Here is a 19,769-nt window from a genome sequence, read left to right as displayed (position 1 = left end):
TTTATGAGAATGGCGGATGTTGGAATGATCGGATTAGCTGTTATGGGCGAGAATCTGGCTCTTAACCTCGAGAGCAAAGGATATATGGTAGCATTATATAACCGTGAGACCGAGTCGGATAAAAATGTTGTAGGTAATTTTCTTATTTCCAGGGGAAAGGGTGGAAATTTTGTAGGGACTGATTCGTTAGAAGATTTAGTTCGGTCTATAGATCGCCCGAGAAAAATAATAATGATGATAAAAGCCGGTTTTCCAGTCGATGATGTTTTACACCAGTTATCTCCTTTGCTCGATCCCGGGGATGTCGTGATTGATGGTGGTAATTCTTATTTTTTAGATACTGCACGTCGAGTTGTCGAAATGGAAAAGTTCGGAGTATTATATGTTGGAGCGGGAGTTTCCGGTGGTGCGGAAGGAGCATTGAACGGACCTTCGATCATGCCGGGTGGAGCAGCTGAAGCTTGGCCGGTAATAAAAAATATGTTGCAGGATATTGCGGCAAAACTCGATGATGGTACACCTTGTTGTCAGTGGATAGGACCAGGAGGATCGGGGCATTTTGTGAAAATGGTTCACAATGGAATCGAATATGCAGATATGCAAATTATTGCGGAGGTTTATGCATTGTTAAAGAGTATGTATGGCGATGAAAACGATCGTATTTCTGCAATTTTCGATGACTGGAACAAAGGAGAATTAAATAGTTATTTGATCGAGATAACAGCGGAAATATTAAAATACAAAGATACCGATGGAAATTATTTAATCGATCGCATTCTGGATGTTGCCGGGCAGAAAGGTACAGGAAAATGGAGTGTCGAAGCAGCTATAGAAGAAAATAATCCTTTGACATTGATAACCGAAGCAGTATATGCTCGTGTATTGTCTGATCATGTTGTTGCTCGAGAGATTGCTTCCCGTTTATATCCTGGAATTCCTGGGGTGAAATGGAGTGGAAAACTTGTAGAAAGCGAAGCCGTTAAGAATGCATTGTATGCAGCAAAACTTGTATCTTATGCACAAGGGTTTACATTATTAAAACAAGCATCGGATAGATATGATTGGCATCTCGATTATGGAACGATCGCTATGATATGGCGAAAGGGCTGTATTATACGTTCCCATTTTTTAGGTGAAGTAACTAAAGCGTACCGGTCGAATGTTGATCTTGAAAATTTATTATTCGATTCTTTTTTCGTACGCACGATAAAAAAGCTTGAATCTGATTGGCGTCATGTGGTTTCAGAAGGTGTAATGAAGGGAATTGCGATGCCTTGTACAATGGCTTCCATTTCGTATTTCGATGGACTGAAGACATTGCATTCGACTGCAAATCTCATTCAGGCTCAGAGAGATTATTTCGGGGCTCATACATATGAACGAAACGATGCTCCGAGAGGGATTTTTTATCATACCGATTGGAAAGGAACTGGAGAAAAAACGACGTCGGGTAGTTATAATGTTTAAAGAAAGAAAAATGAAAGAGGCAGAAAATCAAATGCTGGTCATTTTCGGCGCTTCAGGTGATCTTACCCGGAGAAAGCTGATTCCCGCATTATTCGAATTGTATGTACGTAGATTATTACCTGAGAAATTTATAATACTGGGAGCTGCCAGAAGTCTGATGAGTAACGAAGAATTTCGTCGAAAACAATCGGATTATTTGTCTGCATCTTCTAATATTTCTTTGAATTCAAAGGAACTCGGTTCTTTTTTGGAATTAATTTATTATGTCGCTTTCGATACTGATAATTGTAAAGAATATGTGAAACTGAAAGAAATGATAGTTTCTTTACAAAAAGAAAAAGATATACCAGACAATATAATATTTTATTTGGCTACTCCACCGGCGATGTACGAAGTTATACCTCCTTTTTTGAAAGCTGTTAAATTAAATGTGAGTCTGCATGGGGGAACGAGAAAAATTATTGTCGAAAAGCCATTCGGAACCGATTTAAAATCAGCCAAAAGACTGAATCGAAAACTAGAATTGATTTTTAATGAAAAAGAAATATATCGTATAGATCATTATCTAGGAAAAGAGACCGTACAAAATATATTGGTACTCAGGTTTTCAAATGGTATTTTTGAGCCGTTATGGAATCGTAATTATATTGATTATGTTGAAATCTCATCTTCAGAGACATTAGGTATCGAAAATAGAGGTAAATATTATGAGACAGCCGGTGCGTTGCGGGATATGATACAAAATCATTTGATGCAATTAATGGCTTTTATCGCAATGGAGCCTCCTGCTTCGTTTGATCCGGAATCGATTCGGGATGAAATTGCGAAAGTTTTCAGATCGTTACGGGCTTTCTCTACACACGATTGTCATAATAGTGTTATTAGGGGGCAATATACCGATGGAGAGGTTGAGGGAGAGACAGTCGTCGGTTATCGTAAAGAGAAAGAGGTGGCCGCCGACTCAAATACCGAGACCTATGTGGCAATGCGATATATGATAGATAATTGGCGGTGGAGTGGAATTCCTTTTTTTATATTTACCGGAAAACGTCTTAAGGAAAAACGAACGGAAATTACCATACACTTTAAATCTACTCCGCAACAATTTTTCAAGGGACAATGTGCTGGTTCTTCTTGTAATCAACTGATTATTAGGGTGCAACCGGATGAAAGTATTTCTATGAAATTCGGACTAAAAATACCAGGTGCCGGTTTCGAAGTAAAACAGGTAAGTATGGATTTTTATTATGATTCTCTAAAAAAAGACAAGCTACCCGATGCATACGAACGTTTGTTATTGGATGCGATGTTGGGAGACTCGACATTATATTCAAGAAGTGACGCTCTCGAAGCAAGCTGGAGATTTATAGATCCTATTGAGAAAGAATGGATGAAACATCCGACGAGAAATTTGTTATATTATAAAGCTGGAAGTAACGGACCCCGGCAAAATTTGATTGGGCCGGAGATTTTCGATTCTGGGAATAAAACAAAATGTGATGTTTCTGATAACTAAAAATTAGGAGGTGAAAAGATGAAAATGTATTATTATGCCGATGCAAAACAGGCTCTTCGAAGTATGACTGATCAGTTGGGAGCGCTTATCTCGGCTATAGGTGAGCCTTATTTTAATCTTGCTGTTTCGGGTGGAGGTACGGCAAAAAAAATGTTTTCATTATGGGCTGATGAATATCGTTCATTAATAGACTGGAAAAGAGTTCGGTTCTATTGGGTAGATGAACGTTGTGTATCTCCAAAGGATGATGAGAGTAATTATAAACATGCTAAAGATCTTTTTTTTGATCCGCTTAAAATTTCTACCGAACAGATTTTCCGTATTCATGGAGAATCTAAACCGTATGAGGAAAGCGAACGATATTCAGAAGTAGTAAGAGATCATGTTCCCCCTGTTGAAAAGTATCCGAGATTCCATTCGATAATATTGGGTGCAGGAGATGATGGACATACAGCTTCTATTTTTCCTGATAATTTATCGTTACTGACCGCAAAAGACAATTATGCGGTTTCTCATCATCCATTAAGTGGACAGGCACGTATAACGATGACAGGCCCTCAGATATTATGCCGATGTCCTATTTTTGTACCGATATTCGGAGAACATAAGAAATGGATCATCGAAGGTTTGGTCAAAGGCGGAGAAAAGACAACTTATATTCCGGTACAGTATATTGTGCGTGCAGCCGAAGATGCTACCATATTTACCGATATAGCTATTTAACACTTTTTAATCGATGAGAAGGTCGGGACGTCGGAGTCGAGTTCGTTCAATTGCCTTTTCATGTTCCCATTCTTCTATTTTACGCTGGTGTCCCGATAGCAAAATATCGGGAACCTTCCAGCCCTTGTATTCGGCAGGTCGAGTATATATGGGAGCTGCGAGCAGATTATCCTGAAAAGAATCGGAAAGGGCTGATTGTTCGTCGCCGATAGCTCCCGGTATTAATCTGATAATGGCATCGCACATGACAGCGGCGGCTAACTCTCCACCTGTAAGAACATAGTCTCCAATAGAAATTTCTTTTGTGATGAGGTGTTCTCTGATGCGGTAATCTATACCTTTATAGTGACCGCATAAAATTATAAGGTTTTCAGCCATCGAAAGGGTATTTGCCATTCGTTGTGCAAAAGGTTCCCCGTCAGGAGATGTATAAATAACTTCATCATAGGTTCTTTCTGTTTTAAGTTGCGAAATTGCCCTATCGATGGGTTCTATTTGCATTACCATTCCAGCTGTTCCTCCAAATGGATAATCATCTACCCGGCGATGTTTATTGGTTGAGTAATCTCTGAGATTGTGTACCACTATTTTTGCAAGATTTTTTTCCTGCGCTCTTTTAAGAATAGAACAATTTAAGGGACTTTCCAATAATTCGGGTAATACGGTAATGATATCGATGCGCATGATGTATATCTGTTTTTATTTGCAAAAATAGATTATTACCGTCGCTTGTGCAACCCTTTTTATTATATTTGCATAAAACAATTGCTATTGATAATGGATGAGATAAAGACTCATATTGAACATCTGAGGAAGCAACTCGACGAGTATAATTATAATTATTATGTTCTTAATTCTCCTACGATTTCAGATATTGATTTTGACCGTATGATGGCCGAACTTCAGAATCTGGAAGAGAAATATCCGGAATATTCCGATCCGCATTCACCAACTCAACGAGTGGGTAACGATATAAATAAATCTTTTACTCAAGTTGCTCATAAATATCCTATGTTGTCTTTGGGTAATACTTATACTAAGGATGAAGTAGTAGCATTTTACGAGAGAGTGAGGAATGGCTTAAATGAGGATTTTAAAATAACCGGTGAACTTAAATATGACGGTACTTCGATATCATTGGTATATATAGGTGGTAAATTAGTGAGGGCTATTACTCGTGGAGATGGAGTGCGAGGGGATGATGTTACAGACAATGTAAAGACTATTCGCAGTATTCCGTTGCAACTGAGAGGTAGCGATTATCCCGCTGAATTTGAAATGAGGGGGGAAATACTGATGCCTTGGTCGGTATTTGAGTCGTTGAATACTGAAAGAGAGCGTCAGGAGGAACCTTTATTCGCTAATCCGAGAAATGCCGCAGCAGGTACTTTAAAATCCCAAAATTCGGCAGTGGTAGCTTCGCGTAATCTCGACGCATATTTATATTATATGCTGGGCGAAAATTTGCCGACCGAAGATCATTATGAAAATCTGCAACTGGCACGTAAGTGGGGATTTAAAATACCGGAAGCAATGAAAGAATGTTATTCATTGGATGATATGATGGATTTTATTTCTTATTGGGATGAAAACCGTAAAAACCTTCCGGTAGCTACTGATGGGATTGTATTTAAGGTTTCTTCGCTCAGACAACAGCGAAATTTGGGATATACTGCTAAGTCTCCTCGTTGGGCGATTGCTTATAAATTTCAGGCGGAAAAAGCCGTCACCCGCTTAAATTCAGTTTCATATCAGGTAGGACGGACGGGGACAATTACACCGGTTGCCAATCTCGATCCCGTACAATTATCAGGGACTGTTGTTAAGAGAGCCTCGTTGCATAATGATGATATCATACAAAGTCTCGATTTACATATCGGAGATATGGTATATGTTGAAAAGGGGGGAGAAATAATACCGAAAATAACAGGTGTAGATAAAGATGCCCGTGGTGAGAACATCATGTTGGGAGAGCGGGTTAAGTTTATAAAAAAATGCCCCGAATGTGGTACCTTTTTAATCCGATATGAAGGTGAAGCGGCCTGGTATTGTCCGAATGAATTTGGATGTCCTCCTCAAATAAAAGGACGTATAGAGCATTTTATCAGTCGACGTGCTATGAATATCGAAGGATTGGGCCCTGAAACTATCGATTTGTTTTATCATATCGGTTGGGTTGAGAATGCTGCAGATTTATATACGCTTAATGAAAATGATATTGCCGGGCTTGAGAGATTGGGCGAAAAATCGGCCGCTAATATTATGAGGGCCGTCGAAGACTCTAAAAATGTACCGTTTGAGCGAGTACTTTTCGCACTCGGTATAAGATATGTAGGAGAAACAGTTGCAAAAAAATTGGCAATGGCTTTTACGAACATCGATCGAATTATTTCGGCTGAAGAGGAAGAATTGATTGCGGTAGATGAAATAGGAACTCGTATTGCTCGTAGTGTGAGGGATTATTTCGCTCAGGAAAGGAATATCGACTTTGTTAACAGACTTAGGAATGCCGGAGTACAAATGTCTTTGTCTGAAGATCGTATATTGAGTCAAACTGATATATTGAAGGGAGCTACGATTGTTATCAGCGGTACATTTTCACATCATTCGCGTGACGAATACAAGTTAATGATTGAACAGCATGGCGGTAAGAATACCGGATCGGTATCTGCTAAAACTACTTATTTGCTTGCAGGTGATAATATGGGACCTGCAAAATTGGAAAAAGCAAATAAGTTAGGGATAAAGATAATATCGGAAGAAGATTTCTTACGAATGATTGATAAATAAGAAGATTATGTTTTCATACCTGTTAAAAAGACAAATAATACGGCAACAGTCGCGATCGTCTTCTAAACGAAAAAAACGGTTGTATAATTTTAGTGAGGTAAAGACTGTGACGATACTTGCCGAAGTAAATCAATTGGGGGATTTAAAGCCAGTGATGCGTGAGCTGATATCTGATGGAATACGTACGACATTGGTTGTCCTTAATGTACAGGGTATAGAAATAGAGGAAGAGTATCCGGTCGTTTCTGTAATAAATATACGGGCCGATGATCTTATATTCAGGAAACTTTTTCCAGGGAAATCGATTATTAAACGTTTTATATCATTGCAAGGGCCCGTATTATGTGATCTTACCGTCAATATTGTTTATCCTTTACTTTTTCTTGCAAGTTTGTCTCGGGCTTCGATGAAACTGGGCATAAAAAAGAATGGGCTTACATCTTATGATTTGATGCTACAGCCTACACAGGAATTATCATCGGCCATATTAGCTAAAAATTTGTTTTTTTATTGGAGGAGCATTGATATAAAAAATAATAATTCGTAATTTTGAAGTCGCTAAATCAGACATTTTGAACTAAACAACTTTATGGCACAAATAAATTTAAAAGGAGTGGGTGTAGCGTTAATCACCCCTTTCAATGATGACGAAACGGTCGATTTTGAAGCTTTGTCGAAACTTCTTGAATATCAGATAAAAAATGGTATCGATTATTTGGTAGTATTGGGAACTACTGCTGAAACTCCGACATTGTCCGATGATGAAAAAGACCGGATTCTTCAGTTCGTTATCGAGCGGGTTAAAGGTCGTGTGCCGGTTGTTATGGGATTGGGTGGTAATAATACACGTGGTATTGTAGATGTATTGCTGAAAAAGGACTTTACGGGTGTAGATGCTATTTTGTCTGTTGTTCCTTATTATAATAAACCTTCGCAAGAAGGGATATATCAGCATTACTGTGCAATTGCATCTGCAACTAAATTGCCTGTTATTCTTTATAATGTTCCAGGTCGTACAGGTGTAAACATGACTGCAGAAACCACTTTGAGGTTAGCTCGTGAATTTTCTAATATCGTAGCCATAAAAGAGGCTTCGGGTAATATTACCCAAATGGATGATATTATTAAAAATAAACCGAAGGATTTTATGGTGATTTCAGGAGACGATGGTATTACTTTTCCTTTAATTACTTTGGGAGCGGTCGGAGTTATTTCTGTTATCGGAAATGCATTCCCGAAAGAATTCAGTCGTATGGTACGTCTGGCTCTTAACGGGGATTATGATAATGCTCTGCAGATACATCATCGCTTTACTGAATTATTCGAACTTTTATTTGTAGATGGAAATCCGGCAGGGGTTAAAAGCATATTGCATGCTATGGGGTATATACATAATCGCCTTCGTTTACCTTTGGTTCCCACACGTATAACGACATTCGAAAAAATAAGAGAGGTGCTAAATCAGTTGAACATTGTTTGTTAAACAATATATTTTCTTATAATATAAAATAATGTTTTTACGGTATATCTTTTATATTATGCTGCGAAAATTTTAAATGAAATCAATTTGTTTCATAGAGATAAATATATTTAGAACAGGCGACTAAAAATAATGTTACAAATAAAAGTGGATTTATGAAAATAGTACATTCAAAAACATTATGAAGCTTAATTATGTGCAATGATACGTATTATTGAATTTGCATTGAAAAAGAGAATATCATCTAAACTTTTATTACGGCATTTTAGTTTTATCTTCAAGTAAACTTAAGTACTCACTCAAAAATATGATTTTGTAATATGATACAACGTATTCAATCCTTTTATTTATTATTGGTAGCTTTATTAATGGCTACTGTTATATTTATGCCGCTAACATCATTTAATACGATAGATGCTTCTTATGAATTCCTGCCTTATGGGGTTGTTTCGATGGGAATTCCTTCGAAAATGGTATTACAGACTTGGCCGTTGGCTGCATTGGCTGCATTATCAGCTATTCTGTCGTTTTTAGCTATATTCATGTATAAAAAACGAACACTTCAAATGAAATGCTGTACGTTTGTCCAGTTATTGATTTTCGCTTTTTATATTGTTTTCTTTTCTTTTTGGTGGTTGATTCAAAAAGATTTTCAAATAGCAAATCCTACTTTAGATGCGGCTTTGACAATGCCTATCGTAGCTTTGATACTTTGTTATATCGCTCGTCGTAAGATCAAACAGGATGAAATGCTGGTACGTTCTGCTGATCGCATTCGGTAATAAAGCAAATTCATAAAAATAGCCTGTCTGTTAATAGAAAATCGGACAGGCTATTTTATTTTTTGTGAAAGTTATAGCAATAAATATTTGGTAAAAAAAGATATACTAATTAAACTTGCAGTTGTTTTATGACCTTATTTTTTAGTGTGTTATTAATATATGTGTGAAATGTATATAAAATTTCGCAATATCTTAATTTTTCTTTTTTTATTATCCAGTTCAATTTTATCGGGGCAATAATGCCTGACTTGCCAGTATAATCAACCCAGGGTAGGTGATGTTCTAAAATGGAATCGTATTACTTATCATTCGGGCGATTCAACGGGAGAGGGTTGTGTTTGGGATTTTTCAAATGTGAAGGCAACGGGCCCTATAGAAAGTGTTTCGTATGGTTTCGACATTCGGGAATGCGATGAAACTCAAAGATTCATATAACCTCGATATTTATAAAGGTTTTCTGACTGGTAATTTCAAGATTGAATACAAAGGTATAACCTATACAGGCAAAGTGGTTAATGGTATTCTCAAATCCTGCGACTATCAAACGAACAACGGATTTCATGGAAAACTAACAAGTAATCCGAGCTCAAAATCCATATCGATTACAGAGATAAACAACGGTAATAGAACATTTGAATTTGACAGTAGCATTGAATTACCGTCTATTATTGCCACAATGCCGATGTTCCGATTTCCTTTGATTGGTAATAAATCCTTACTGTATATGTAGCACAACGGCTAAAGTAAAGGGCAGGATACTTTAGCCGTATTTTTATTACCTTTAAAAAAAATCACGTTTTATGTCAGAAGTATATATAGAGATTTCTAAAGATGAGGATGTAAAGTTACCAAAAGAGTATCATAAAATCCACAATTTGTGCGCAATATTATATGACCAACTATCTGAAATTTACACAGATGAACTTTATAAAGAGTTATTTGTAACAGGATTTTCGTTTAAAGATAAAAAAGAATTAGATAGTTTGAACTCCATAAAAGAGCAAGGTACCCATATTCTTGATTGGCTTAATAATACAGGTAAACAAAATGAACTTGAAATAGTATTATCTAAGCATCTTATAACAGCATTAGTGTTTGACATGCTTAACTTTATATTTGAATCTTTATTCTGTGCTAAAAGAGGTAAAATGACAGTTGCATATGCCTTATTACGTAAACCTTTCACTGATGAATTGCTTATTTTAGAACAGTTACTTGTTGATAGAAAGGGATTTATTAATAAATTTTTTCATTCTGGCGTTCCCGAAGAATATGATCCAAGAATAGAAATATCAACAAATTAAATATCATTTCCAAAGCAATAAAGGGATTGAATAATCCCTTGTTCAATGCAGATTTCATTAACGAAATAAGATATGATAAAAGTTGTAACTATGGCATTAATGGTCGCTCAAATCATGCTTTGCATATTGTAACCAGAGATAAAAACTACAAAACTGAAAACCAGAATTTTAATTTTATTTTCTCAACTGAAAATGACTTAGAAATATACTACCGTCAGTATTACTCAATAATTCCGAATCTACTAACTTATGCGACTGCAATAATAGATAAACTAATTTTTAGTTTTATTGAAAATGATCAATCTATTAACCGAAAAATATTAAAAGATTTTCGGAGGACTTTGGCAATGGTTTTTTCGCTCGAATATACAGCCAAAGGAGAACGAAAAGACAACCCATTTTTCGATATGATAAAAGGACTTCTAACCCTTGAGTGTCCAAATTGTAATTACTCTGCCAGTGTAGAACAAGCTGATTGTGAATTGTTTTTGCAAACAGAATTATTTTTATGTCCTAAATGCTTAAATAATATACTCGATGATGACAGTATTAAGGTCATTGGTAAATTGTTTGTAAAGTCATAATTATCGGCTTAATCAGTTTAGTACATCAAAGTATATAGTTGGTTTTTTTATTACATCTTATACGGAAGGGAAGAATAAACAGGATAAGAGGACAAATATTGAAAAAATCGAACTCTGATATTTACGAAACATTTGAGCTCGATAGAAAGATATATAGAAGTAGCTAAAGTCCACAGAAATATTATTTTTTCAACTTATCTTTTAAATACTCACCTGTGTAAGACTCTGTACACTTGGCAACTTCCTCAGGGGTTCCAGAACATACCAAATATCCACCACAATTTCCTCCCTCAGGTCCCATATCGATAATATAGTCCGCACATTTTATTACATCCATATTATGTTCGATAATGATAACCGTATGGCCTTTATCGATAAGGGCATTGAAAGCCTTTAACAGAGTTTTTATGTCATGGAAATGCAATCCGGTAGTGGGTTCGTCGAATATGAAAATAGTAGGTTCCTGTTTTTCGTTACTAAGGAAATATGCCAATTTTACCCGTTGATTTTCACCTCCGGAAAGAGTGGAAGAGGATTGTCCTAATTTTATATATCCGAGTCCGACGTCTTGTAATGGTTGCAACCGTTTTATAATCTTTTTTTCAGTACTTCCAGGCTGCTCTGAGAAAAATTCGATTGCTTGATTAATCGTCATATCGAGTACATCGTTTATATTTTTACCTCGATATTCTATTTCAAGAATCTCCTGTTTGAAACGTTTCCCATGACAACTTTCGCATTCGAGTGTTATATCGGCCATAAACTGCATTTCGACAGTTATCGTTCCTTCTCCTTTACATTCTTCACAACGTCCGCCTTCTACATTGAAAGAAAAAAATGCCGGGTTAAATCCCATCTGTTTCGCCGATTGTTGTTCGGCAAATAATTTACGAATTTCGTCATAGGCTTTGAGGTATGTTGCCGGATTAGAACGAGATGATTTACCGATAGGATTCTGATCGATAAACTCGATGTGTTGCATTGAATCTATATCCCCTGATAGTTTATTGAATGTACCTGGCAATTCACTGCTTTCATCATAATGTCTTACGAGCGCTCGGTAAAGAACGTCTCTTACAAGGGAAGATTTTCCCGATCCGCTAACGCCAGTAACTACCGTAACAACATTTAGCGGGAATGTGACATCGATTCCTTTCAAGTTATTATGTGCGGCTCCTTCTACCGTTATACTCCGATTCCACGGACGTCGATATTCCGGTACATCAATTTGTTCTTCGCCGGTGAGATATTTTACGGTATAGCTTCCAGAAGCCTTTTTTAAATGGGAAAGATCACCCTGATAAACGACTTCACCACCGAGACGTCCTGCAAGAGGACCGATATCGATAATATAATCTGCTGCTTTTATGATATCTTCATCATGCTCTACTACGATAACCGTGTTTCCTAACTCTTGTAATTTTCGAAGTACATTTATAAGAAGATTCGTATCTCGCGAATGCAGTCCTATACTGGGTTCATCGAGTATATATAGCGAACCGACGAGACTGCTTCCTAAAGACGTGGCTAAGTTTATACGCTGGCTTTCACCTCCCGAAAGAGACGAGGAAAGTCTGTTTAACGTAAGATATCCGAGCCCAACATCAAGTAAAAAGCTAATACGACTGTTTATCTCCGTTAATAATCTTTTTGCAATTGCGGCATCATATTCACCGAGTTGCAATGATTCAAAAAACGATTTTAAATCCGATATGGGTAGTTGTACTAATTCAGAGATCGATTTACCACCGATTTTTACATACTGTGCCTGAGGCTTTAATCGACCTCCTTTACATACAGGGCAAATTGTTTTGCCACGATATCTGGCAAGCATTACTCTGTATTGTATTTTATATTGATTTTCTCCGAGCATTTTGAAGAAACCGTCTATTCCTTCGAAATCGTGATTCCCATGCCAAAGCAAATCTTTTTCTTTTTCGGTTAGTTGGTAATAAGGACGATGTATTGGAAATCCTATTTTTTCCGATACTTTGATAAGTTTCTTTTTCCATTCACTCATTTTTTCACCTTTCCAACAAACTACTGCGTCTTCGAATACAGAAAGAGCTTTATTGGGGACAACCAAATCTTCGTCTATTCCTATGACTTTCCCGAATCCTTCGCAAGTAGGACAGGCTCCGATAGGACTATTGAAACTGAACATCAAATCATTCGGCTCTTCGAAAATAATACCGTCGGCTTCGAAACGTTTCGAAAAAAAATGCTCTTTAACGCCATCCTCTGTATAAAATTTAAGAATACATTCATCATTTCCCTCAAAAAAAGCAGTTTCAATCGAATCAGCCAATCGGCTTATAGTCTCTTTAGATGAAGAACTACTCATTCTATCGATTAAAAGGCGTATTTCTTCCGGTCTAAAAGAATTTTTTTTCTCGTCGAGAGATTCGATACGTATAATTTCGTTGTTAAACTCTATCCGATTATATCCTTCTTTCATTAATATATCGAGATGTGCTTTTAAAGAACGACCTTCAGGAATATGCAGAGCAGTAAGAATTGTAAAGCGGGTGTTATCCGGGTATGATTGCATACAGCGAATCACATCTTCTACCTGATGTTTTTTTACTTCTTGGCCCGATATCGGAGATATTGTTTTCCCGATACGTGAATATAACAGCCGTAGATAATCATAAATTTCGGTTGAAGTGCCTACTGTAGATCTTGGATTTCTCGTATTTACCTTTTGTTCGATAGCGATTGCAGGAGGAATACCTTTAATAAAATCACATTCGGGTTTACTCATTCGTCCCAGAAATTGACGTGCATATGCCGATAAACTTTCTACATACCGTCGTTGACCTTCGGCGTATAAGGTATCGAAAGCTAATGATGATTTTCCCGATCCTGACAACCCTGTAATAACAACCAGTTTGTTTCGAGGAATTTCGATATCAATATTTTTCAGATTATTTACTCTGGCACCTTTTATAAATATATTATTTTCTGGCATATCTGTTTTTTATTTTGGACCACAAAGATAACACTTTTACTATTTTATACGGTCTTATGTAAACTCTCTTTTAGTCTATATTACGTATAATTTTATCTATTTTCCTCTTGTTGTTTTTTTTACAGAAACGAGATGTAAAAATTATTCAAAAAAGAGGTATTTTCCGAACAAAGAGGGTATGATCACATGTTTTTATGTTATATTTGTAATAACACTAAAAACTGAAGACATGAAAAATTTATCGGTTTTATTTGCATTTTTAGGTGGTGCCGCAGTCGGTGCTGCACTAGGAGTACTTTTTGCTCCTGAAAAAGGTGTTGATACGCGTAATCGTATTAATAAACTTTTACGTGAAAAAGGTATTAAACTGAGTCATCAAGACATGAGTGATCTGGTTGATCAGATTACAGAAGAATTGAAACCCGGGACTGCAGAATGAAATGTAACACAGTTATTGCCGCCGTCCTATCGATAGAGCGGCAATAATTGCTTTGTATTATTAAAATTAGAAGACATGTCCGAACCCGAAACATCCAAGAATCAGTTGCATCAATTGATTGAAGAGGTAAAAACATATTTGTTCTTGCAACGAGATATGCTAAAAATAGAAGGAGTGGAGAAACTTACGATTTTGATTTCTTCATTCTTATTGCTGACACTACTTATTGTTTTAGGTACCGGAGCTTTATTTTACTTACTGTTTGCGTTGGCATATGTGCTGGCTCCTTACGTTGGTGGAATTGCAATGAGCTTTACTATAATAGGTTGCATCTTTCTTTTGATTTTGGCAATAGTTTTTTCATTTCGTAAATCTCTTATTATCAATCCAATTGTGCGTTTTTTAGCAGATCTTTTTCTAAAAAAAGACACGGAGGATTAAAATTATATGACGATGGAAAATATTCAGCAACATGATACACAAATGACATTGGAATATCTGGTATACCGAAAACGGGAATTGAAAAAACAGATTTCACGTCAAGAAGCAGTTATACAAGCTTCCTATAAAAAAATGACATCAGTATTCAGAATGTCTGTTTCTCCTGCAGCTATTGTAGGCGGTTTTACAAAAGGTTTTGCCATTTTCGACGGGTTAATGTTGGGTATACGTATGATACGAAAACTCCGTCGTTTGTTTCGTCGATAATTCATATACGTTAATCCCCCTTTCTCTACAAACTATTATTACAAGTCATTTGTTTTTTATGCATAATTCTATAAATAGAAGAGATTATGTATAACAAAATTGTCATGTTCTTTACAACTGTATTTACTCTGTATTCATGTACCGAAAGTTATGTTATTCAGGGTACGGTCGATAAAGCGGCTAATGGTGATTGGGCTTATTTACAAAAACAAGCCGGAAATACATTTGTCGGAGTAGATAGCGTACAGATTAAAAACGGATCTTTTATCTTTAAAGGAAGACAGGATAGTGCGACTATGGCTGTTATATCTGTAATAGGAAAGGAGGCTCGTTCTTATTCTCCATTATTATTTGTTCTTGAAAATGGTGAATTAGAGGCTGAAATAGATACTTTATCGGTTATATCGGGAAGTATTCTGAACGATATATTTCAGAGGTATATGACGAAAAGGCTACAAATTGAGAATACGTTACAAGTGTTGAGTCGCGATTACCTAACGTCTTATATTAGCGGTGTACTTAACGACAGTTTGGTAACTGTCATGAAAAAAGCATTTTCAGATACGGAGAACCAGCTTAAGATTCTTACGAAAAAATATATTATTTCGAATACAGGGAATATAAGCGGTGTTTTTGTGTTTATTCAGAACAGTTTTTTGTTTGACCCACAGGAGCAAAGGGAGATTATTTCTACCAGTGAACCTTATTTTCGCAAAAATCATGAGATAAAGTCTTTCGAGGCCTTATTAGAACGAACAAAGAATGTTGAACCCGGCATGCCTTATATCGATATTGTTATGCAAAATCCTTCCGGTCATCAGGTCACATTATCGGATTATATAGGTAATGGTAAATATGTTTTGATTGATTTTTGGGCATCATGGTGTGGGCCATGCCGTAAACAAATGCCTGAGTTGAAAGCAATATATAATCGTTTTAAAAGTGATAAATTTGAATTGATAGGGGTTTCTTTTGATAATAACAGGCAGGAGTGGTTAAGATACATACATGACAATCATTTAACTTGGCCGCAAATGAGCGACCTTAAAGGTTGGGATTCCGAAGTTATTATGTTGTATGCTATTCAAGGAATCCCTCATACTGTGTTGATTGACCCTTCGGGTAAGATAGTCGCTAATAATCTTAAGGGAAATGAACTTGTACAGAAATTAGTCGAATTATTAGAAAAATAATATCCTCCGAGTTGTGTATATTTATTTAATTAAACCAATAGGAATATAGTCACAAGTCGGGAAATGTATTTTTATTTTGAGATTTTAATTTACTATCTTTGCTGATTGAATTTAACAAAATAGACACTAATAAAAAGAGCCTTATGATAAAAAAGATATTACTTTTATTCATGTTTATGATAACAAGTTTGTTGGCCGATGCTGCGATAGATTATAAAGCTACTGCTTTTAAATTATATATTAATGGAAAAATGAATCAATGGCAAAGTCTTATCGATAAAATGAATTCGGACGTTAATTTTAAGACAACAGATGATAAATTGGAAATATTGAATTATTATTATGGTCTTGTAGGTCATCTTATTGATAAAAAAGAAAAGGATGAGGCTTCGAAATGTCTTACAAAAGCAATGAAGCTTGCTGATGAATTATATATAAAAAATCCGGATAATGCTGTTTTATTGGGGCTTATATCTAATCTTACCGGTTTTCAAATAGCTTTATCTCCGATAAAAGCAACGGTACTGGCAAAAGGAATGCTGTCTAAATCAAAAAAATCTTATGCCCTGGCACCCGGTAATCCCGAGGTAATCATATTGCATTCGAATATCCAGTTATATATGCCTGAAATATTTGGAGGGGATAAGCAGAAAGCATTGAGTGGATATAAGAAAGCATTGAAGATAATGGAATTGAATCCGAAATATATGAAAAATAATTGGATGTATATACAATTACTGACTTCGATCGGGCTGGTAGAGGAAAAGCTGAATAATTTGGAAGCAGCTAAGGCTGCATATAAGAAAATACTCGATATGTATCCTGATTACGCTCATGTACGCGATATAATGTATCCGAGATTACTCGAGCGGATGAAAAGTTAAAAATTCCGAACCAAAATTTGTTTTTATGAATGATTATGCGGAAGTAAATATCAAAATAAAGCCTTATAACGAAGTAGCAACAGATATTCTTAGCGCAATGCTCGCCGACATCGGTTTTGAGAGTTTTGTGTCTGATAGTAATGGATTGAAAGCTTATATTCCTTTCGAATCTCTTGATCTAGGGAATATAGAAAGCATTTTTTCAGATTATCCGATGGACAATTTGATTACTTTCGATGTTTCCCGTATACCAGGTGAAAATTGGAATAAAGAATGGGAGAAGAACTATTTTAAACCGGTTATTATCGGAAACCGTTGTGTAATTCATAGTTCTTTTCATAACGATATTCCAGATGTTGAATATGATATAAAAATAGATCCGGAAATGGCTTTTGGCACGGGAAGTCATGAAACGACATATTTGTTGCTCGAAGAAATACTTTCAATTGATTTGAACGGTAAAACAGTTCTTGATATGGGATGCGGAACAGCTATCCTCGGTATTTTGGCATCTATGCGAGGTGCATCGAGAGTAACCGCTATAGATATCGATGCTTTTGCTCATAAAAATGCATGTAAAAATATTACATTAAATAACGTTTCTAATATAACAGTTAAACAGGGTGGGGTAGAATTGCTGGATATGGAATCTTTTGATGTGATATTTGCTAATATCAATCGTAATATTTTGTTAAATGACATGAAATATTATGTATCGTGTATGCATCGAAATTCTATCATATATTTCAGCGGTTTTTATAGTGATGATTTAATATTGATAAATGAAGAGGCTGAAAGAAACAGATTGGCATTTGAATATAAAACCGTGCGAAATAAGTGGGTTGTAGCGAAATATTTAAAAATAAATTGAATGGGTAATTTACGCAAAGTTACGATATATGATCTTGCAAAAGAGCTAAATACATCTGCATCTACTGTATCGAGGGCTTTGCAAAATCATCCCCGTATAAGTGTTAAGATGAAAGCTGCGGTTTTGGAGTTAGCTGAAAAAATGAATTATCATCCCGATCCTGTAGCTCATCATTTACGAACAGGGAAAGGACTTGTACTCGGTGTCGTTGTGCCCCGTATTGATCGACATTTTTTCTCTTCGGTGATTGGAGGAATCGAGAGTGTAGCTTATGCTAACGGTTACGGGGTGCTCGTGTCTCAGTCTAATGAAAAATATGAGGATGAAAAATCGATTGTAAAAACGATGATGGCTAAAAAAATAGATGGTCTTGCGGTATCTCTTGCATCGGAGACGATTGATTACAGCCATTTCGAAAATGTGATGAAAAATAGAATTCCGCTCGTCTTTTTTGATCGTGTTCCGCTTTCGCATGTCAGTTGTACAGTTGAAGTAGATAATTTTACGGCTGCTTATAAGGTAGTATGTCATCTAATTAGTCAAGGTTGTAAGCGTATTGCTCATTTGGCTGGTCCTTTATCTATCAGTGTATATCGTCAGAGATACGAAGGGTATTTAAAAGCATTGGAGGATAGCGGATTAAAGATGATGCCAGAACTTATTATAGAAAACAGTATTACATTAGTTACCGGAGAGGCAGCAGGGATAAAAATTCTTGATATGCACGTTCGTCCCGATGGTGTATTTTCTGCAGGAGATTATTCCGCAATCGGATTAATCCATGCATTAAAAGATGGTGGTTTAAGTGTTCCTGAAGATATTGCAGTTGTCGGCTTTGCAAATGAACCGTTTGATTCTTTTGTTGATCCTCCTTTATCTTCTGTTGATCAGAGAAATAATGAAATGGGGAAAAATGTAGCTGAATTATTATTATCGAAAATAGCTGATCCTGATAATATGCATAGTATTGAACATATGGTATTGGATACAAATTTGGTAGTACGTAAATCTTCTTTGAAATGGTAATATTGTATAAAAAGTAGATTTAGAAGTTGGTTGGAAAATATTTTTTTATACATTTGTGCAATCGATTACGCATTTTGAACTTATTTATTTTATATTTGTAAGATTATAAGATGGGTTTAGAATAAAAATATATAAATAGCAAAGATTTATGAAAACAAATTATGAATTAAAATATGCTTGTGATCCTCGAGACGCAAAAAGCTATGATACTACACGGCTTCGTGGAGATTTTCTTATCGAAAGATTATTTGTAGATAATGAAGTAAATATGGTATATTCAATGTATGATCGACTAATAGTTGGAGGAGCTAAGCCTGTAGATGAGGACCTTTTGTTGGAATCTATCGATCCTTTGAAAGCCGTTCATTTTTTATCTCGCAGGGAATTGGGTATATTTAATGTCGGAGGCCCCGGTAGAGTAAAAGTCGGGGATGTAAATTTCGATCTGAATTATAAAGAAGCATTATATTTGGGTGCTGGTGAACGTACTGTTGTATTTGAAAGTTTAGATCATAAAAATCCAGCTAAATTTTATTTTAATTCGGCACCGGCACATAAAACATATCCCGATAAGAAAGTTACGAAAAACGAGGCTATTGTTGCAGAAATGGGCTCAATGGAGGGGTCGAATCACCGGAATATAAATAAAATGTTGGTTTCACAGGTTTTAGATACTTGCCAGCTACAAATGGGAATGACAGAGTTGAAGCCAGGTAGTGTATGGAATACGATGCCAGCTCATACGCATAGTCGAAGAATGGAGGCTTATTTTTATTTTGAACTACCTGAGGGCAATGCTGTTTGTCATTTTATGGGAGAACCAAAAGAAACACGTCATATATGGATGCAAAATGAACAAGCAGTTTTGTCTCCCGAATGGTCGATTCATTCTGCGGCCGCAACAAGTAATTATACATTTATATGGGGAATGGGTGGCGAAAATCTCGATTATGGAGATCAGGATTTTTACAAAAATACTGAATTGCGTTAAACAAAATATTTAATTAATAGAAACACACGAATAAGATTTT

The 19,769-nt window shown here is 36.0% G+C and carries 20 protein-coding genes; 18 read left to right on the top strand and 2 right to left on the bottom strand.

The annotated features are described in order from the left end of the window. Positions 1–3: 3 nt before the first annotated feature. The 3 genes from gnd to pgl are packed head-to-tail and all read left to right on the top strand — an operon-like array spanning position 4 to position 3,706. Positions 4–1,467 (top strand): decarboxylating NADP(+)-dependent phosphogluconate dehydrogenase, encoded by a 1,464-nt coding sequence (gene gnd, locus NMU02_RS08605; RefSeq protein ID WP_255027405.1) that lies wholly within the window; start codon positions 4–6, stop codon positions 1,465–1,467. Between the two features lie 10 nt (positions 1,468–1,477). Further along, positions 1,478–2,983, top strand: a complete 1,506-nt coding sequence (gene zwf, locus NMU02_RS08600) for a glucose-6-phosphate dehydrogenase (RefSeq protein WP_255027404.1) — start codon at positions 1,478–1,480, stop codon at positions 2,981–2,983. Positions 2,984–3,001: 18 nt separating this feature from the next. Then, positions 3,002–3,706, top strand: a complete 705-nt coding sequence (gene pgl, locus NMU02_RS08595) for a 6-phosphogluconolactonase (protein WP_255027403.1) — start codon at positions 3,002–3,004, stop codon at positions 3,704–3,706. Between the two features lie 6 nt (positions 3,707–3,712). Here the strand turns inward: pgl and trmD are convergent, their stop codons facing one another. After that, positions 3,713–4,390 (bottom strand): tRNA (guanosine(37)-N1)-methyltransferase TrmD, encoded by a 678-nt coding sequence (gene trmD / locus NMU02_RS08590; RefSeq protein WP_255027402.1) that lies wholly within the window; start codon positions 4,388–4,390, stop codon positions 3,713–3,715. A gap of 93 nt (positions 4,391–4,483) precedes the next feature. Here trmD and ligA point away from each other — a divergent pair, with 93 nt between their 5' ends. The 7 genes from ligA to NMU02_RS08555 all read left to right on the top strand — a co-directional run bounded on the left by ligA (position 4,484) and on the right by NMU02_RS08555 (position 10,646). Next, the gene (ligA, locus tag NMU02_RS08585; RefSeq protein WP_255027401.1) at positions 4,484–6,496 is read left to right on the top strand and encodes an NAD-dependent DNA ligase LigA; all 2,013 of its coding nucleotides are present in this window, start codon (positions 4,484–4,486) and stop codon (positions 6,494–6,496) included. A gap of 7 nt (positions 6,497–6,503) precedes the next feature. Then, the gene (locus tag NMU02_RS08580; protein WP_255027400.1) at positions 6,504–7,043 is read left to right on the top strand and encodes a DUF6913 domain-containing protein; all 540 of its coding nucleotides are present in this window, start codon (positions 6,504–6,506) and stop codon (positions 7,041–7,043) included. Positions 7,044–7,085: 42 nt separating this feature from the next. Next, positions 7,086–7,979 carry a 4-hydroxy-tetrahydrodipicolinate synthase gene (gene dapA, locus NMU02_RS08575; RefSeq protein WP_255027399.1) on the top strand — a complete coding sequence of 298 codons (894 nt, stop codon included), beginning with the start codon at positions 7,086–7,088 and terminating at the stop codon, positions 7,977–7,979. 317 nt (positions 7,980–8,296) lie between these two features. Continuing rightward, positions 8,297–8,758 (top strand): DUF4293 domain-containing protein, encoded by a 462-nt coding sequence (locus NMU02_RS08570; RefSeq protein ID WP_255027398.1) that lies wholly within the window; start codon positions 8,297–8,299, stop codon positions 8,756–8,758. Positions 8,759–9,146: 388 nt separating this feature from the next. Then, entirely contained in the window at positions 9,147–9,488 is a 342-nt protein-coding gene (locus NMU02_RS08565) for a hypothetical protein (protein ID WP_255027397.1), read from the top strand. 70 nt (positions 9,489–9,558) lie between these two features. After that, on the top strand, positions 9,559–10,062 hold the full coding sequence (locus NMU02_RS08560; RefSeq protein WP_255027395.1) for a hypothetical protein: 504 nt from the start codon (positions 9,559–9,561) through the stop codon (positions 10,060–10,062). A gap of 26 nt (positions 10,063–10,088) precedes the next feature. Continuing rightward, positions 10,089–10,646 (top strand): transcription initiation factor IIE subunit alpha family protein, encoded by a 558-nt coding sequence (locus NMU02_RS08555; RefSeq protein ID WP_255027394.1) that lies wholly within the window; start codon positions 10,089–10,091, stop codon positions 10,644–10,646. Between the two features lie 181 nt (positions 10,647–10,827). On the opposite strand, the gene uvrA is transcribed toward NMU02_RS08555, so the two are convergent. After that, entirely contained in the window at positions 10,828–13,617 is a 2,790-nt protein-coding gene (gene uvrA, locus NMU02_RS08550; RefSeq protein WP_255027393.1) for an excinuclease ABC subunit UvrA, read from the bottom strand. Positions 13,618–13,846: 229 nt separating this feature from the next. On the opposite strand from uvrA, the gene NMU02_RS08545 reads away from it, so the two are divergent. The 8 genes from NMU02_RS08545 (at position 13,847) to kduI (ending at position 19,729) form a co-directional block, all read left to right on the top strand. Continuing rightward, positions 13,847–14,056 carry a YtxH domain-containing protein gene (locus NMU02_RS08545; RefSeq protein WP_255027392.1) on the top strand — a complete coding sequence of 70 codons (210 nt, stop codon included), beginning with the start codon at positions 13,847–13,849 and terminating at the stop codon, positions 14,054–14,056. Between the two features lie 75 nt (positions 14,057–14,131). Beyond that, on the top strand, positions 14,132–14,497 hold the full coding sequence (locus tag NMU02_RS08540) for a phage holin family protein (protein WP_255027390.1): 366 nt from the start codon (positions 14,132–14,134) through the stop codon (positions 14,495–14,497). Positions 14,498–14,509: 12 nt separating this feature from the next. After that, the gene (locus NMU02_RS08535; RefSeq protein ID WP_255027388.1) at positions 14,510–14,764 is read left to right on the top strand and encodes a hypothetical protein; all 255 of its coding nucleotides are present in this window, start codon (positions 14,510–14,512) and stop codon (positions 14,762–14,764) included. 86 nt (positions 14,765–14,850) lie between these two features. Then, positions 14,851–15,957 carry a TlpA disulfide reductase family protein gene (locus NMU02_RS08530; protein WP_255027387.1) on the top strand — a complete coding sequence of 369 codons (1,107 nt, stop codon included), beginning with the start codon at positions 14,851–14,853 and terminating at the stop codon, positions 15,955–15,957. Positions 15,958–16,100: 143 nt separating this feature from the next. Next, positions 16,101–16,841, top strand: a complete 741-nt coding sequence (locus tag NMU02_RS08525; protein ID WP_255027386.1) for a hypothetical protein — start codon at positions 16,101–16,103, stop codon at positions 16,839–16,841. 25 nt (positions 16,842–16,866) lie between these two features. Continuing rightward, positions 16,867–17,712, top strand: coding sequence for a 50S ribosomal protein L11 methyltransferase (prmA, locus tag NMU02_RS08520; protein ID WP_255027385.1), 846 nt, complete (start codon positions 16,867–16,869; stop codon positions 17,710–17,712). After that, a complete protein-coding gene (locus NMU02_RS08515) occupies positions 17,713–18,738 on the top strand; it encodes a LacI family DNA-binding transcriptional regulator (RefSeq protein ID WP_255027384.1) in 1,026 nt (341 codons plus the stop codon). Between the two features lie 148 nt (positions 18,739–18,886). Beyond that, positions 18,887–19,729, top strand: coding sequence for a 5-dehydro-4-deoxy-D-glucuronate isomerase (kduI, locus tag NMU02_RS08510; RefSeq protein WP_255027383.1), 843 nt, complete (start codon positions 18,887–18,889; stop codon positions 19,727–19,729). The last annotated feature ends 40 nt before the right edge of the window (positions 19,730–19,769 follow it).

Source organism: Coprobacter tertius, from assembly GCF_024330105.1.
Taxonomy (GTDB): Bacteria; Bacteroidota; Bacteroidia; order Bacteroidales; family Coprobacteraceae; genus Coprobacter; species Coprobacter tertius.
The sequence above is the reverse complement of the archived record's forward strand: the minus strand, read 5'-3'. Positions and strand labels throughout refer to the sequence as shown.

Bases quoted from the DNA above. Each gene is read 5' to 3' on its own strand.
- kduI (WP_255027383.1), top strand. From the start codon at position 18,887: ATGAAAACAAATTATGAATTAAAATATGCTTGTGATCCTCGAGACGCA.
- gnd (WP_255027405.1), top strand. From the start codon at position 4: ATGAGAATGGCGGATGTTGGAATGATCGGATTAGCTGTTATGGGCGAG.
- NMU02_RS08560 (WP_255027395.1), top strand. From the start codon at position 9,559: ATGTCAGAAGTATATATAGAGATTTCTAAAGATGAGGATGTAAAGTTA.
- NMU02_RS08580 (WP_255027400.1), top strand. From the start codon at position 6,504: ATGTTTTCATACCTGTTAAAAAGACAAATAATACGGCAACAGTCGCGA.
- NMU02_RS08525 (WP_255027386.1), top strand. From the start codon at position 16,101: ATGATAAAAAAGATATTACTTTTATTCATGTTTATGATAACAAGTTTG.
- trmD (WP_255027402.1), bottom strand. From the start codon at position 4,390: ATGCGCATCGATATCATTACCGTATTACCCGAATTATTGGAAAGTCCC.
- dapA (WP_255027399.1), top strand. From the start codon at position 7,086: ATGGCACAAATAAATTTAAAAGGAGTGGGTGTAGCGTTAATCACCCCT.
- NMU02_RS08530 (WP_255027387.1), top strand. From the start codon at position 14,851: ATGTATAACAAAATTGTCATGTTCTTTACAACTGTATTTACTCTGTAT.
- NMU02_RS08515 (WP_255027384.1), top strand. From the start codon at position 17,713: ATGGGTAATTTACGCAAAGTTACGATATATGATCTTGCAAAAGAGCTA.
- prmA (WP_255027385.1), top strand. From the start codon at position 16,867: ATGAATGATTATGCGGAAGTAAATATCAAAATAAAGCCTTATAACGAA.
- NMU02_RS08545 (WP_255027392.1), top strand. From the start codon at position 13,847: ATGAAAAATTTATCGGTTTTATTTGCATTTTTAGGTGGTGCCGCAGTC.
- zwf (WP_255027404.1), top strand. From the start codon at position 1,478: ATGAAAGAGGCAGAAAATCAAATGCTGGTCATTTTCGGCGCTTCAGGT.
- pgl (WP_255027403.1), top strand. From the start codon at position 3,002: ATGAAAATGTATTATTATGCCGATGCAAAACAGGCTCTTCGAAGTATG.
- NMU02_RS08540 (WP_255027390.1), top strand. From the start codon at position 14,132: ATGTCCGAACCCGAAACATCCAAGAATCAGTTGCATCAATTGATTGAA.
- NMU02_RS08535 (WP_255027388.1), top strand. From the start codon at position 14,510: ATGGAAAATATTCAGCAACATGATACACAAATGACATTGGAATATCTG.
- NMU02_RS08565 (WP_255027397.1), top strand. From the start codon at position 9,147: ATGGTTTCGACATTCGGGAATGCGATGAAACTCAAAGATTCATATAAC.
- NMU02_RS08570 (WP_255027398.1), top strand. From the start codon at position 8,297: ATGATACAACGTATTCAATCCTTTTATTTATTATTGGTAGCTTTATTA.
- ligA (WP_255027401.1), top strand. From the start codon at position 4,484: ATGGATGAGATAAAGACTCATATTGAACATCTGAGGAAGCAACTCGAC.
- uvrA (WP_255027393.1), bottom strand. From the start codon at position 13,617: ATGCCAGAAAATAATATATTTATAAAAGGTGCCAGAGTAAATAATCTG.